We start from the raw sequence: 13,524 nt of genomic DNA on the forward strand, positions 1-13,524 counted from the left end.
GACTCTATCAGACTCTTTCGTGTCCGATTCCCGGTCGAAGCGGGATCCTGCTTTTCGCCTTCCAGTTCTTCGCTTTCGCGTTTCCCTTTCCGGCGGTTCCAACCTTACCAGACTCTTTTCCGTTCCGTTTCCGGTCCGAATTTGAATTCCGGTGGCCTTTGGAGTGGCCTTGCCTTTCGGCGTGTCCACTACATTAGCCGATTTCCTTGGCGACTCATAATCGAGCCGAAACGGGTTGAATTACGGCATGCCGAATTCGCACCCGCCAGGGTGATTCGTAGGTAGTGGTTGGCCGCTTCGGGATGCTCGGACGGGGTCCGATGGACCTCATCGACAGCAGTGCCCGGCTCAAGCGGCTCGGACTACATTAGGCATCCCTCAAGGGCGAGTCAAGTTGCGCGGCGACGGGGCACATGGGCCCTGTAGGGGCTCACTGTGGGGTCCCCGTCGATCCAGAAGCGCCATGGATGTGTGGCGCCGTCGCCGCCCACCCCGGTGCGGGGGCCGTTGCGTACCTGTTCACGTGGGGGTGGGGTGCCGTGCAGTACGGACAGCGCCGCTCCGGGATGGGCGATGGCGTCGGTGCCGTTCAGTGTTCGGTCGACGTCGAGGGCGGTGGCCAGGCGGGCCGGGCCTTTGGCCAGTTCCTTGTCGTTGCGGGCCGAGTTTCGACGTTCACGGGTGAGTTCGGCGCCGACCTGGATGTCGCCGGCGCGGAGCAGGACCCCGCTCGCGCTGCCCTCGGGGCCGCACACCAGGTTGAGGCAGTGCCACATGCCGTAGGTGAAGTAGACGTACGCGTGGCCGGGCGGTCCGAACATGACGCTGTTGCGTGCGGTGCGGCCCCTGAAGGCGTGCGATCCCGGGTCGATCTCACCGGCGTACGCCTCCACCTCGGTCAGGCGCAGTTCGATGGGTCCGTCCGGTGTGGCCCGCACCAGGGTCCGGCCCAGGAGGTCGGGTGCCACGTCCAGCACGGGGCGGTCGAAGAAGTCTCGCGTCAGCGGCGTACGGTCCAAGCCCACGATCATGGCGGTCGAGGGTACCGGGAACCGAATACGGTCGTGGCACGTATGTAGGGGTCAGGACCAAGGAGGAGTAAATATGGGCTTCAAGCGGCTGCTCGCGAGCCTGGGTGCCGGTGGCGCTTCGGTGGAGACCGAGCTTTCCGAGCTCAACGTCGTACCGGGCGGCGTCGTCCAGGGCGAGGTGCGGATCCAGGGCGGTTCCGTGGATCAGCAGATCGAGGGACTCTCCGTGGGTCTGCAGGCCCGGGTCGAGGTCGAGGGCCAGGACACGGAGACCAAGCAGGACATCGAGTTCACCAAGCTGCAGCTCGGTGGCGCGTTCGAGGTGCGGGCCGGTGCCGTGCACGTCGTACCCTTCGGCCTCGAAATTCCGTGGGAGACGCCGATTACTATGTTCGCCGGTCAGCACCTGCACGGCATGAACATCGGCGTGACCACGGAGCTGGAGATCGCGCGGGCGCTGGACTCGGGCGACCTGGACCCGATCAATGTGCACCCGCTGCCGGCCCAGCAGGCCATTCTCGACGCCTTCGGACAGCTCGGCTTCGGCTTCCGCAGCGCGGACATGGAGCGCGGTCACATTCGCGGTACGCGCCAGCGGCTGCCGTTCTACCAGGAGATCGAGTTCTTCCCGCCGCAGCAGTACCGCGGGCTGAACCAGGTGGAGCTGACGTTCGTCGCCGACGACCGCGAGATGGATGTCGTCCTGGAGATGGACAAGAAGCCGGGTCTCTTCAGCGAGGGCAGCGACTCGTACCGCTCCTTCAAGGTCGGACTGAACGACTTCCAGGGGACCGACTGGGCGGCGTACCTCAATCAGTGGCTGGCGCAGGTCGGCGGTCAGCGCAACTGGCTCTAGGGTCGGTGGGAGATCCACTGACAGCAGAAATGCGACCAGGAGAGGTGCTGACGTGACCGAGCCGAAGAGGGCGCCGCTGCCGCACGACTTCCACCCGGAGGTGCCGTCGTTCACGGTGGTGAGCGAGGATCTCGCCCCCGGCGCCGTGCTGGCGGACGCTCAGGTGTTCGCTGCCGGGAACACCTCGCCGCAGCTGCGGTGGGAGTCGTTCCCGGCGCAGACCAAGAGTTTCGCCGTGACCTGCTTCGACCCCGATGCTCCTACCGGCAGCGGGTTCTGGCACTGGGTGGTCTTCGACATCCCGGTGTCGGTCACGGAGCTGCCGGCCGGTGCGGGCAGCGGGAAGTTCGAGGGGCTGCCCGCCGGTGCCGTGCAGGTCCGCAACGACTACGGCTCGAAAGAGTTCGGCGGTGCCGCGCCGCCGGCCGGCGAGAACCACCGCTACGTGTTCACGGTGTACGCGGTGGACACCGAGAAGCTGGGTGTCGACAGCGATGCGTCGCCCGCGGTCGTCGGGTTCAATCTTCGGTTCCACACGCTGGGCCGTGCTCAGCTGATCGGTGAGTACACCGGTCCCGCCTAGTACTGGCCTGGTACTGGGTGAACCCGGAGTTCCCCTGCTGTTTGCCCTGCCCTGGTCCTGGAGAGATCAGGGCAGGGCATTTTTATTGCGTTGTCCATCACGGCCCGCCCGGCCAGAGTTGATCCGGGCCTGCCAGGGGGCGGGCGGCACACGGGAGGTGGGCGAGATGCGGGACACGCTGGTACTGAACGCGAGCTTCGAGCCGCTGTCGACAGTGACGCTGAATCGTGCGGTGGTGCTGATTCTGCAGGACAAGGCCGTGGTCGAGCAGTCGCATCCCGATCTCCGCATGCGCGGCGCCGCCGTGGACATTCCGGTGCCCCGGGTGATCAGGCTCTGCCGGTACGTACGGGTGCCGTTCCGAAGACATGCCCCGTGGTCCCGGAGGGGTGTGCTGATACGGGACCAGCACAGGTGCGCGTACTGCGGGCGGCGGGCAAGCACTGTCGACCACGTCGTGCCGCGCGCCCAGGGGGGGCAGGACACCTGGCTCAACACGGTGGCGTCCTGTGCCGAGGACAATCACCGCAAGGCGGCCCGGACGCCGGAGCAGGCGGGGATGCCGCTGCTGCGTCAGCCGTTCGTACCGTCTCCGGCACAGGCGATGCTGCTGGCGATGGGCGCCGGTGAGCGGTCGGAGCTGCCGGAGTGGCTGGACCGCGCCGCGGCGTAATCGGCGTACGTATTTCGTCGTGGTGGAAGCCCGTCTCCGGGGGGAGGCGGGCTTCCGTGTGTCAGCGGAGCAGCAGTTGGACGATGGCGACCGTGCCGACCGCGACGATGAGGACGCGCAGGACGGTGGGGCTGAGGCGGCGGCCTATTCTGGCGCCGATCTGGCCGCCCAGCGCGGAGCCGATCGCGATCAGTACGACGGCCGTCCAGTCGAAGTCGGCGACGAAGAGGAAGAAGAGCGCGGCAATGCTGTTGACGACGGCCGCCAGGACGTTCTTGACGGCGTTGAGGCGCTGCATGGTGTCGTCGAGCAGCATGCCCATCAGGGAGAGGTAGATGATCCCCTGGGCGGCGGTGAAGTAGCCGCCGTAGACGCTGGCGAGCATCAGCCCGACGAACAGGAGCGGTCCGCCGTCGGCGCGGGCGCGGGTGCCGCTGTGCTCGCGTCGGCGCTGGACCGCTTTGCTGATGCGTGGTTGCAGGATGACCAGGACGAGAGCCAGGGCCACCAGGATCGGCACGATGGTCTCGAAGGCCGTGGAGGGCAGGGCCAGCAGCAGGGTGGCGCCGGTGAGACCGCCGATGAGGGCGCCGACGGCGAGCTTGAGGACGCGGCGGCCCTGTCCTTGGAGCTCCTCGCGGTAGCCGATGGCGCCGCTGACGGAACCGGGGATCAGGCCGAGGGCGTTGGAGACGGTCGCCGTGACCGGAGGAAGGCCGGTGGCGAGCAGCACGGGGAAGGTGATCAGCGTTCCCGAGCCGACGATCGTGTTGATCGTGCCGGCGCTGATGCCCGCGGCGAAGACGGCGAGCATCTCCCAGATGTTCATTGCGGATCCCCCGTGCGTGATCGGTGCTTCGTGCACTGATCATGCACGGGGCGTGTACGCGTCAGTCGACCGGGGGCTGTTCCCGACGCTCCTTGCCCGTGTCGAACCCGGGAACGCCGTTGCCGAGGTTGCCGAAGGCGCCGCTGAGGCCCTTGAGGGCGTCGCCGATCTCGCTGGGCACGATCCAGAGCTTGTTGGCGTCGCCCTCGGCGATCTTCGGGAGCATCTGGAGGTACTGGTACGAGAGGAGCTTCTGGTCCGGGTCGCCGGCGTGGATGGACTCGAAGACTGTACGGATCGCCTGGGCCTCGCCCTCGGCGCGCAGGGCCGATGCCTTGGCCTCACCCTCGGCGCGCAGGATCGCGGACTGCTTCTCGCCCTCCGCGGTGAGGATCGCGGACTGGCGCGTTCCTTCGGCCTGGAGGATCGCGGCGCGCTTGTCACGGTCGGCGCGCATCTGCTTCTCCATCGAGTCCTGGATGGAGGTGGGCGGTTCGATCGCCTTGAGCTCTACGCGGTTGACGCGGATGCCCCACTTGCCGGTGGCCTCGTCGAGGACGCCGCGCAGGGCCGCGTTGATCTCCTCGCGGGAGGTCAGGGTCCGCTCCAGGTCCATGCCACCGATGATGTTGCGGAGGGTGGTGACGGTGAGCTGCTCGATCGCCTGGATGTAGCTGGCGACTTCGTAGGTCGCGGCCCGCGCGTCGGTCACCTGGTAGTAGATGACGGTGTCGATGTTGACGACCAGGTTGTCCTGGGTGATCACCGGCTGGGGTGGGAAAGGCACGACCTGTTCACGGAGGTCGATGCGGTTGCGGATGGAGTCGATGAATGGAACGACGATGTTCAGGCCTGCGTTGAGCGTGCGGGTGTAACGGCCGAAGCGCTCCACGATGGCGGCGCTGGCCTGCGGGATGACCTGGATCGTCTTGATCAGGGCGATGAAGACGAGCACCACCAGAATGATCAGAACGATGATGATCGGTTGCATCGTGTTCCTCGTTGCCCTTCGGTTGCCGACGGATCGCGATGATCGAGGTCGAGGTCGTGGGTGGGGCCGGAAGTTGTCCCGGCCCCGATCTCATGATGATCGACTTCGAGTCTGACAGAACGCGCTCTGCCTTGTGGGTGGTTCGGTCACATGACGACTGCCGTTGCTCCGTCGATGTCGACGACATCGACCTGTTGGCCGGGATCGAAGCTCTGGCCCTCGTCGAGTGCGCGGGCGGACCAGACCTCCCCGGCCAGTTTGATCCGGCCGCCGCTGCTGTCGACCCGTTCCAGGACGACGGCTTGACGTCCTTTCAGCGCATCGATGCCGGTGGCGAGTTGGGGCCGGTCGTCGCGGTGTCTGGCGGCGATGGGGCGGACCACGGCGATGAGCGCCACGGAGACCACGACGAACACCAGTACCTGGGCCACGATGCCGCCGCCGAGTGCCGCGACGACTGCCGCTGCGACCGCTCCGACGGCGAACATGCCGAACTCGGGCATCGCGGTCATGACGAGGGGGATGCCCAGTCCCACCGCGCCGATCAGCCACCACACCCACGCGTCGATGTCCACGTGGTCATGGTAGAACCGCGAACGCCCTCGCGGACAGGGCGCAAGCAGGCCGCTCGGCCCGTTGGGCCCTTCGGGCCGGAAGTCGTCGCCGGCCGTGGCCGGGAGAGCGGCAGGCCGTGGCTACGAGAGCGGCAGGCCGTGAGCCGTGTAGCGGTCACCGGTGCGCTCGACGATGAGCGGCAGGCCGAAGCAGAGGGAGAGGTTGCGGGAGCTGAGTTCGGTCTCCATGGGGCCCGCGGCGAGCACCTTGCCCTGGCGGATCATCAGTACGTGGGTGAAGCCGGGGGCGATCTCCTCGACATGGTGGGTGACCATGACCATGGAGGGGGCGTACGGGTCGCGGGCCAGTCGGCCCAGGCGGCGGACCAGGTCCTCGCGGCCGCCGAGGTCGAGTCCCGCCGCCGGCTCGTCGAGGAGCAGCAGTTCGGGGTCGGTCATCATGGCGCGGGCGATCAGGGTGCGCTTGCGCTCGCCCTCGGAGAGGGTGCCGAACTTCCGGTCGAGGTATTCGGTCATGCCGAGCCGGTCGAGGAAGGCGCGGGCGCGGTCCTCGTCGACGGCTTCGTAGTCCTCGTGCCAGGTGGCAGTCATGCCGTACGCGGCGGTGAGCACCGTCTGCAGCACGGTCTGGCGCCGGGGCAGCTTCTCGGCCATGGCGACGCCCGCGATGCCGATGCGGGGGCGGAGCTCGAAGACGTCGGTGCCGACGCCGCCGAGCTGCTCGCCGAGGACCTTGGCGGTGCCCGTGCTCGGGAAGAGGTAGCTGGAGGCGATGTTGAGCAGGGTGGTCTTGCCGGCGCCGTTGGGGCCGAGGATGACCCAGCGCTCCCCTTCCTTGACCGACCAGGAGACGTCGTCCACCAGAGCGCGTCCGTCGCGGACCACGGATACGTCCACCAGCTCCAGTACATCGCTCATGGCGCGTTGTCTCCCCATGCAGTGTCGAGATCGTCGGTACCTGTGGGCACAGCTCCCAGGGAAATCTACGCCACCGCGCGAGTGCTCCCGGCGCTGGGCCCGAGTGACGCCAGGCCCCGGCCCGTTCCCCCGGCCAGACCCTAGGGTGGTCCCCATGCTTTCGGAACCACGCTCAGGGCTGTTGGCCGCTTGGGGAAACGCGCTTCTGGCGGGACTGGTGTCGCCGGACGAGGCGGCGCTCGCCATTGTCGGGGAGGACGCGGTGCACCGCGTGGAGGGACTGCCGGGCGAGGCGGGGCCGGTCGGGCTCACGCTGGCGCTCGGGCGGTTGCGGGGTCTGGGGGTGACGGGTTTCCGGGTGGCGCTGCCGGCGCCCGGCCATCCGCTGGGGCTGAGCGGTCCGCCGGAGTTCAACGCGCGGGCGCTGGAGGCCGAGGAGGCGGTGGTGGCCTTCGGCGCGCCGTACGGGCTGGTTCCCGAGGTGCGCGAGGTGGGGCCGGCCGGGGATCTGCACGTCGAGGTGGTGTGGCGTTGTCTGCCGGTACGGGAGGCGCCGCCGGCCGATGTGCCGTCGCTGGGCGAGGCGGAGCGGGAGCTCGCCGAGGCGTTGCGGGACGCGACGGCGGTGCTGTCGCGGCTGGACGTGGCCGGTTCGGGGCCGGTGGCCGAGGCGGCGGTGGACGCGTACCGGGCGCGGGCGGAACGGGGCCGCGAGGTGCTGGCTCCGGGGTATCCGCCGCGGGCGGTGCGGGTGCTGGAGCTGGCGCAGCGGGTGGGGCTGCTGATCTCGGTGGCGTACGAGAACGGGCACGGCGGCGCGGTGAGCGCTTCGGAGATCGCGGCCCGGGGTGAGGCGCTGCGGCCGGTGGAGCGGGTGGCCCGGCGGGCGCAGGTCGCCGCGTACAACGCGTATGTGGAGGAGCGCGAGCGGGGACGGTAGGGCCTGGCGGGGCGGATCGGGCCCGGCCACGGCCCGGGCCCCGGCCGGGCCGATGGCGCGGGTGTCGCCGGACGGGCTCGGTTTGCCCGTCCGGCGAGATGTGACCGTGGAGCCGGCCGGCCGTGGACCGGGTCAGTCGGCCATGGGGTCGGTCAGCCGTTCAGGCCGAGGTTGCCGAAGGCCGGGTTGAGCAGGCCGACCACATTGGTCCGCTTCCTCGTCGGTCAGCCCGCTGCCCCGTGCCTGACAGCCCACAGGGCGGCCTGGGTCCGGTCCGAGAGGTCCAGTTTCATCAGGATGTTCGAGACGTGTGTCTTGACGGTCTTCTCGGAGAGGACCAGCGCTCGCGCGATCTCGCGGTTGGAGCGGCCGTCGGCGATCAGGCCCAGCACCTCCCGCTCCCGTTCGGTGAGCGTGCTCCCCCGGCCCGTACCGCTGCCCGAGTCCTCCTGGGCGAGCAGGGCCCCCGCGACCTCCGGCTGGAGCAGGACGTGGCCCGCGTACACGGAGCGGATCGCACCGGCCAGGGCGTCCGGGTCGACGTCCTTGTACACGTAGCCGGAAGCTCCGGCGCGCAGGGCGGGGACCACGGTGCGCTGCTCGGTGAAGCTGGTGACGATGAGGACCTTGGCCGGGTTCTCCAGCTCGCGCAGCCTGCGCAGCGCCTCGATGCCGTCGGTGCCGGGCATCTTGATGTCCATCAGGACCACATCGGGGCGGAGCTCCTCGGTCCTGGCCACCCCCTCGGCACCGTCGGCCGCCTCGCCGACCACCTCTATGTCGTCCTGGATCTCCAGGAACGTACGCAGACCACGGCGGACCACCTGGTGGTCGTCGACCAGCAGCACCCTGATGATCTTGTCAGCCACCGGGTACCTCCATCTCGATCGTGGTGCCCTTGCCGGGCTCCGATTCAACGGTGAGCCTTCCGCCGACGCCGTTCGCGCGGTCCCGCATCGACACCAGGCCCAGATGCCGGCCCGCCTGCCGGGTCGCCGTGGGTTCGAAGCCGCCGCCGTCGTCGGTGATCCGCAGCAGCGTGCCGCTGCCGTGCCGGGTCAGCGTGACGCCGACGTGCTCCGCCCCGGAGTGGCGCAGCGCGTTGTGCAGGGCCTCCTGGGAGACCCTCAGCAGCGCCTCCTCCTGGGCGGCGGGCAGGGCACGTATGCCCAGGCTCTCGAAGGTGATCCGGGCCGTGTGGGCCCGGTCCAGGACCTGGATCTGGGTACGGAGGGTGGCGACGAGGCCGTCCTCGTCGAGCGCGGCGGGGCGCAGCTCGACGACGGCGGCGCGCAGCTCGTCCACGGCCTCCGCGGCCAGTGCGGCGACCTGCTGGAGCTCGCCCTTGGCGCGGGCCGGGTCGCGGTCCACCAGGGCGGTGGCCGCCTGGGCCGTCAGCCGCAGCGAGAACAGCTTCTGGCTCACCGCGTCGTGCAGCTCGTGGGCGAGCCGGGAGCGCTCCTCGGCGATGGTGAGCTCGCGGCTGCGTTCGTAGAGCCGGGCGTTGGTGAGGGCTATCGCCGCGTGCTGGGCGAGTATGCCCAGCAGTTCCTCGTCCTCGGCGGTGAAACCGCAGCTGCCCTCGGGTTTGGGGCAGCGCTTGTTGGCGAGGAAGAGCGCGCCGATGATCTCCTCGCCGTCCCTGATCGGCAGGCCCAGGAAGTCGGACATGTCGGGGTGGGCCTCGGGCCAGCCCTCGAAGCGGGGGTCCTTGCGGACATCGGCGAGGCGTTCGGGCTTCGCCTCGTGGAGCATCGAGGCGAGGATGCCGTGCTGTCTGGGCAGCGGGCCGATGGCCTTCCACTGCTCGTCACTGACTCCGTCGACGACGAACTGGGCGAAGCCGCCGTGGTCGTCGGGGACGCCCAGGGCCGCGTACTCGGCGTCCAGCAGCTCGCGGGCCGAGGCGACGATCGTCTTCAGGACGTCGCGCACTTCGAGATGCCGGCTCATGGCGAGCAGCGCGGCGCTCACGGCGGCGAGACCCGACGGTGGGCGATGGCTCATGGCCTCACCGTACCGGCGGGATTCGAACGCCGTATCGGCCTGTGGACGGCCGCGGGTAGGGCGCTGGGACTAGGTCCGCCCGTCCGTCAGGGACGGCCCCGTACACGTGTGGGGCGGCCCCGTACACAGGGGCGGCGCCCGTGCGCGGGAGCAGTCCGTACGCGGGAGCGGCCCGTACTGCGGCCCGTACATGGGGTCGACGGCCATGCCGGACGCCCACCCAGAGGCGGAATCTCACGCTCCGAATTGCTGAAGCAACGGTTGGTGAGGTTGTTACGCGTCCGATGTGAGGCCGCACATAGGACCCACATCACTTACGAAGCCTGCTAGTGGACACATAAGCGCCGCATCAGTGGTTATGAGCACGGCCCGACGCGTGCGAGCGGAGCACCGGTCGACTACCCGGGTTCGTACGTCACACCTTTGCCACCAGATTTTGCTGCCGCTAAGAATTGCTCTCGTCCCCGACGGAGATGCGAGACCGCTTCCCGTCTTCGTCCTCCGTGAGGACTCCCGCGATTCGAAGAGGTATGTCTGTATGTCCGTGTCCAGCATCCCCGGCCGTCGTCGTCGACTGAACAAGACCCAGAAGCTCTCCGTCGCGGGCATCTCCGCCATGGCCGTCGCCGCGCTCTCGTTCTCGCTCGTCCCCGCCAACGCCGACCCCAAGCCCGAGGCCGAGACCCCCGTGTCCGCCGAGCCCGTGGTCTTCGCGTCGGTCGCCGGTACTCCGCAGGCCAAGGCCGTGCAGGCCAGCATCATCGAGCAGCACTCCACCGCCGAGAAGCTGGTGAAGGCCGCAGACCTCGCCAGGGCCAAGAAGGCCGCCGCCGCGAAGGCGAAGGCCGCCGAGGCCGCCAAGATCAAGGCCCGGGCCGAGGCGAAGGCGAAGGCCGAGGCCGCCGCCAGGGTGAAGGCGAAGGCCGTCGCCGCCGAGCGCACGCAGACGCAGGCCGCCAGCCGCTCCGAGGCCCGCACCCCGGTGTACGCCAACAACCTGGACGGCTGGATCAGGGAGTCCCTGGACATCATGCGGGCCCACGGCATCCCCGGCTCGTACGACGGTCTGCACCGCAACATCATGCGCGAGTCGACCGGCAACCCGAACGCGGTCAACGGCTGGGACATCAACGCCCAGAACGGCACCCCGTCCTGCGGCCTGCTCCAGGTCATCCGGCCGACGTTCAACGCGTACCACGTCCCGGGCACCTCGTGGAACATCTACGACCCGGTCGCCAACATCACGGCCGCGGCCAACTACGCGGCCGACAAGTACGGCTCGATGGACAACGTCAACAGCGCGTACTGACCGGCGCCGAGCATCACCGGCCAGCGTCCGGACGCCGGGTCCGCGCTACTTGCGCATGACCTCGGGCTCGTGGCGGCGCAGCAGTCGCGCGACCACGACACCGCAGACGATGCCGAGCAGCAGGAGTACCGAGATGTTGATCCCCCACTGGGAGGCCGAGTGCTCCCACAGCGGGTCGAGATCGGTCGGGTTCTTCGGGTCCCACGGCGCCATGAGGTGCGAGAGGTCGAGCGTCGTGCCCGCGCCGGCGATGGCCCAGCGGGACGGCATCAGCCAGGCGAACTGCTCCAGGCCGGGCGAGCCGAACACCTGGAAGAGGATGCCGGTGAAGACGACCTGGACGATCGCGAACATGACCAGCAGCGGCATGGTCTTCTCAGCGGTCTTCACCAGCGAGGAGATCACCAGGCCGAACATCATCGAGGTGAAGCCGAGCACGATGATCGTCAGGCAGAGCTCGACGGCCGGCGGCATGATCAGGCCCTCTTCGGGCAGCTCGCGGGTGGCGAAGCCGATGCCGCAGATGATGACGCCCTGGAAGGCGGTGATCACGCCGAGGACGATCACCTTGGACATCAGATAGGCGGAGCGGGACAGGCCGGTGGCCCGTTCCCGTTCGTAGATGACGCGTTCCTTGATCAGTTCTCGTACGGAGTTGGCCGCACCGGAGAAGCACATGCCGACCGCGAGGATCAGCATGATCGTTCCGGCGGCTCCGTTGAACCGGGACGGCGGCTTCGGCGGGGCCAGGCCGAAGTCGGCCGGGATGACCACGCTGACGACGCCGAGCACGGCGGGCAGGATCACCATCAGGCCCATGAAGCCCTTGTCGGACGCGATCACCGAGACGTAGCGGCGCATCAGCGTCCACAGCTGGGCCGACCAGCTCTGCGGCTTCGGCGGGCGCATCTGCTGCGGGGGCGGCATGTGTACGGACTGTGCGGCGACGGCGTCGATGTCCGCGGCGTACATCTGGTAGTGCTGCGATCCGCGCCAGCGGCCCGCCCAGTCGTAGTCGCGGTAGTTCTCGAACGCGGAGAAGACGTCGGCCCAGGTGGTGTAACCGAAGAAGTTGAGCGCCTCCTCCGGCGGGCCGAAGTAGGCGACGGATCCACCCGGCGCCATGACCAGCAGCTTGTCGCAGATCGCCAGCTCGGCGACGGAGTGCGTGACGACCAGAACGGTACGGCCGTCGTCGGCCAGTCCGCGCAGCAGCTGCATGACGTCGCGGTCCATGCCCGGGTCGAGGCCGGAGGTCGGCTCGTCCAGGAAGATCAGCGACGGCTTGGTGAGCAGCTCCAGGGCGACGGAGACGCGCTTGCGCTGGCCGCCGGAGAGCGAGGTGACCTTCTTGTCCTTGTGGATGTCGAGCTTGAGCTCGGAGAGGACTTCGAGGATCCGGGCCTGGCGCTCGGCCTCGGTGGTGTCCGCCGGGAAGCGGAGCTTGGCCGCGTACTTGAGCGCCTTGGTGACGGTGAGTTCCTTGTGCAGGATGTCGTCCTGCGGGACCAGACCGATGCGCTGGCGCAGCTCGGCGAACTGCTTGTACAGGTTCCGGTTGTCGTAGAGGACGTCGCCCTGGTTGGCGGGCCGGTAACCGGTGAGCGCCTTGAGCAGCGTGGACTTTCCGGATCCGGACGGGCCGATGACCGCGATGAGCGACTTCTCCGGGACGCCGAAGGAGACGTCCTTGAGGATCTGCTTCCCGCCGTCGACCGTCACCGTGAGGTGGCGGGCGGAGAAGGAGACCTCACCGGTGTCGACGAACTCTTCGAGCCGGTCGCCGACCAGGCGGAAGGTCGAGTGACCGACGCCGACGATGTCGTTGGGGCCGATGAGCGCGGAGCCGGACTTGGAGAGCGGCTGACCGTTGACGTACGTGCCGTTGTGGGACCCGAGGTCACGGATCTCGAAGCGGCCGTCGGGGGTCGCGTGGAATTCGGCGTGGTGGCGCGAGACCTGGAGGTCGGAGACGACCAGTTCGTTCTCCAGCGCACGACCGATGCGCATGACGCGGCCGAGGGCCAGCTGGTGGAACGTGGTCGGGCTGCGGTCTCCGTACACCGGCGGAGCCCCCGCGGCGCCGCCCGCGCCGGGCGTCCTCGCCATGCCCTGCTGCTGCGGGACATGCGGTTGTACGGGCTGCTGCGGCGGCACTCCCTGGGGGGCCTGCTGCGGCCAGCCCTGCTGCGGCTGCTGTGCCTGATGCGGCTGCTGCGGCTGGGCGGGTGCCTGCTGGCCGGACCAGCCGGCGCCGCCCTGCTGGGGCTGCTGGGCCGGTGCCTGCTGGGCACCCGCGCCCTGCCCGCTGTACACATCGGCAGCAGCCGCGGCGGTGAGGCTCAGCCGCGGGCCGTCAGTGGCATTGCCCAGGTGCACGACGGAGCCGGGACCGATCTCCAGCTGCTGTATCCGGCTGCCCTGCGCATAGGTGCCGTTGGTGCTGCCGTGGTCCTCGATGAACCAACTCCGGCCACCCCAGCTGATCGTGGCGTGCCGCCACGACACCCTGGCGTCGTCGATCGTCAGGTCGCCCTGCGGGTCGCGCCCGAGGGTGTACGACCTGGACGGATCGAGCGTCCAGGTCCTGCCATTCAATTCCAGTACGAGTTCCGGCACTCCGCGCCCCACTAGTTGTCCCCCGAGTCGCCCCCGTCACAGGGGGCCTAGGGATGCTGAACATCGTGAGGAACTATTCCAGGAGCAGTCCCCGATACGAAAGTCGGGCGGGGTGAAGACCCTGCCGAGACCTGCATCGTTACGGTGCCGACACGAACAGGGGGCGGCGGCGCGCGGCCAAAGGGATCAGGGC

At 68.9% G+C, this 13,524-nt stretch carries 13 protein-coding genes; 5 read left to right on the forward strand and 8 right to left on the reverse strand.

Annotated features, from left to right (window positions below; genetic code table 11):
• Positions 1–389 precede the first annotated feature (389 nt).
• Positions 390–1,031, reverse strand: a complete 642-nt coding sequence (locus tag ACIRJP_RS30890) for a DNA-3-methyladenine glycosylase (RefSeq protein WP_404181131.1) — start codon at positions 1,029–1,031, stop codon at positions 390–392.
• Between the two features lie 73 nt (positions 1,032–1,104).
• Here ACIRJP_RS30890 and ACIRJP_RS30895 point away from each other — a divergent pair, with 73 nt between their 5' ends.
• The 3 genes from ACIRJP_RS30895 to ACIRJP_RS30905 all read left to right on the forward strand — a co-directional run bounded on the left by ACIRJP_RS30895 (position 1,105) and on the right by ACIRJP_RS30905 (position 3,143).
• Entirely contained in the window at positions 1,105–1,887 is a 783-nt protein-coding gene (locus tag ACIRJP_RS30895; RefSeq protein ID WP_376427696.1) for a sporulation protein, read from the forward strand.
• A 52-nt stretch (positions 1,888–1,939) separates the two neighbouring features.
• A complete protein-coding gene (locus tag ACIRJP_RS30900; protein ID WP_404181135.1) occupies positions 1,940–2,470 on the forward strand; it encodes a YbhB/YbcL family Raf kinase inhibitor-like protein in 531 nt (176 codons plus the stop codon).
• Between the two features lie 166 nt (positions 2,471–2,636).
• Entirely contained in the window at positions 2,637–3,143 is a 507-nt protein-coding gene (locus ACIRJP_RS30905; RefSeq protein ID WP_093539784.1) for an HNH endonuclease, read from the forward strand.
• Between the two features lie 61 nt (positions 3,144–3,204).
• Here ACIRJP_RS30905 and ACIRJP_RS30910 read toward each other — a convergent pair whose 3' ends face one another.
• The 4 genes from ACIRJP_RS30910 to ACIRJP_RS30925 form a co-directional block, all read right to left on the reverse strand.
• A complete protein-coding gene (locus tag ACIRJP_RS30910) occupies positions 3,205–3,972 on the reverse strand; it encodes a sulfite exporter TauE/SafE family protein (protein ID WP_404181139.1) in 768 nt (255 codons plus the stop codon).
• A 61-nt stretch (positions 3,973–4,033) separates the two neighbouring features.
• On the reverse strand, positions 4,034–4,963 hold the full coding sequence (locus ACIRJP_RS30915; RefSeq protein ID WP_266745381.1) for an SPFH domain-containing protein: 930 nt from the start codon (positions 4,961–4,963) through the stop codon (positions 4,034–4,036).
• A 146-nt stretch (positions 4,964–5,109) separates the two neighbouring features.
• Positions 5,110–5,538 (reverse strand): NfeD family protein, encoded by a 429-nt coding sequence (locus ACIRJP_RS30920; protein ID WP_266736316.1) that lies wholly within the window; start codon positions 5,536–5,538, stop codon positions 5,110–5,112.
• Positions 5,539–5,658: 120 nt separating this feature from the next.
• On the reverse strand, positions 5,659–6,456 hold the full coding sequence (locus ACIRJP_RS30925) for an ABC transporter ATP-binding protein (protein WP_266736317.1): 798 nt from the start codon (positions 6,454–6,456) through the stop codon (positions 5,659–5,661).
• A 154-nt stretch (positions 6,457–6,610) separates the two neighbouring features.
• Between ACIRJP_RS30925 and ACIRJP_RS30930 the strand changes: the two genes are divergently transcribed.
• The gene (locus ACIRJP_RS30930) at positions 6,611–7,396 is read left to right on the forward strand and encodes a hypothetical protein (protein ID WP_404181144.1); all 786 of its coding nucleotides are present in this window, start codon (positions 6,611–6,613) and stop codon (positions 7,394–7,396) included.
• Positions 7,397–7,620: 224 nt separating this feature from the next.
• On the opposite strand, the gene ACIRJP_RS30935 is transcribed toward ACIRJP_RS30930, so the two are convergent.
• Both ACIRJP_RS30935 and ACIRJP_RS30940 read right to left on the reverse strand, forming a co-directional pair.
• Positions 7,621–8,265, reverse strand: coding sequence for a response regulator transcription factor (locus ACIRJP_RS30935; protein ID WP_124718426.1), 645 nt, complete (start codon positions 8,263–8,265; stop codon positions 7,621–7,623).
• Positions 8,258–9,403 (reverse strand): GAF domain-containing sensor histidine kinase, encoded by a 1,146-nt coding sequence (locus tag ACIRJP_RS30940; protein ID WP_404181147.1) that lies wholly within the window; start codon positions 9,401–9,403, stop codon positions 8,258–8,260. The genes ACIRJP_RS30935 and ACIRJP_RS30940 overlap by 8 nt, the downstream gene beginning before the upstream one ends.
• A gap of 538 nt (positions 9,404–9,941) precedes the next feature.
• On the opposite strand from ACIRJP_RS30940, the gene ACIRJP_RS30945 reads away from it, so the two are divergent.
• Positions 9,942–10,712, forward strand: a complete 771-nt coding sequence (locus tag ACIRJP_RS30945; protein WP_404181150.1) for a transglycosylase SLT domain-containing protein — start codon at positions 9,942–9,944, stop codon at positions 10,710–10,712.
• Positions 10,713–10,757: 45 nt separating this feature from the next.
• Here the strand turns inward: ACIRJP_RS30945 and ACIRJP_RS30950 are convergent, their stop codons facing one another.
• Positions 10,758–13,343: an FHA domain-containing protein gene (locus ACIRJP_RS30950; RefSeq protein WP_404181153.1), complete on the reverse strand. Its 2,586-nt coding sequence runs from the start codon at positions 13,341–13,343 to the stop codon at positions 10,758–10,760.
• Positions 13,344–13,524 lie beyond the last annotated feature (181 nt).

It is taken from the genome of Streptomyces sp. NPDC102437, from assembly GCF_044765565.1.
In the GTDB taxonomy this organism is placed as follows: Bacteria; Actinomycetota; Actinomycetes; order Streptomycetales; family Streptomycetaceae; genus Streptomyces.

What these genes read in the sequence shown, in the direction of transcription:
- ACIRJP_RS30940 (WP_404181147.1), bottom strand. Translation starts at nt 9,403, where the DNA reads ATGAGCCATCGCCCACCGTCGGGTCTCGCCGCCGTGAGCGCCGCGCTG.
- ACIRJP_RS30925 (WP_266736317.1), bottom strand. Translation starts at nt 6,456, where the DNA reads ATGAGCGATGTACTGGAGCTGGTGGACGTATCCGTGGTCCGCGACGGA.
- ACIRJP_RS30945 (WP_404181150.1), top strand. Translation starts at nt 9,942, where the DNA reads ATGTCCGTGTCCAGCATCCCCGGCCGTCGTCGTCGACTGAACAAGACC.
- ACIRJP_RS30890 (WP_404181131.1), bottom strand. Translation starts at nt 1,031, where the DNA reads ATGATCGTGGGCTTGGACCGTACGCCGCTGACGCGAGACTTCTTCGAC.
- ACIRJP_RS30915 (WP_266745381.1), bottom strand. Translation starts at nt 4,963, where the DNA reads ATGCAACCGATCATCATCGTTCTGATCATTCTGGTGGTGCTCGTCTTC.
- ACIRJP_RS30895 (WP_376427696.1), top strand. Translation starts at nt 1,105, where the DNA reads ATGGGCTTCAAGCGGCTGCTCGCGAGCCTGGGTGCCGGTGGCGCTTCG.
- ACIRJP_RS30930 (WP_404181144.1), top strand. Translation starts at nt 6,611, where the DNA reads ATGCTTTCGGAACCACGCTCAGGGCTGTTGGCCGCTTGGGGAAACGCG.
- ACIRJP_RS30910 (WP_404181139.1), bottom strand. Translation starts at nt 3,972, where the DNA reads ATGAACATCTGGGAGATGCTCGCCGTCTTCGCCGCGGGCATCAGCGCC.
- ACIRJP_RS30905 (WP_093539784.1), top strand. Translation starts at nt 2,637, where the DNA reads ATGCGGGACACGCTGGTACTGAACGCGAGCTTCGAGCCGCTGTCGACA.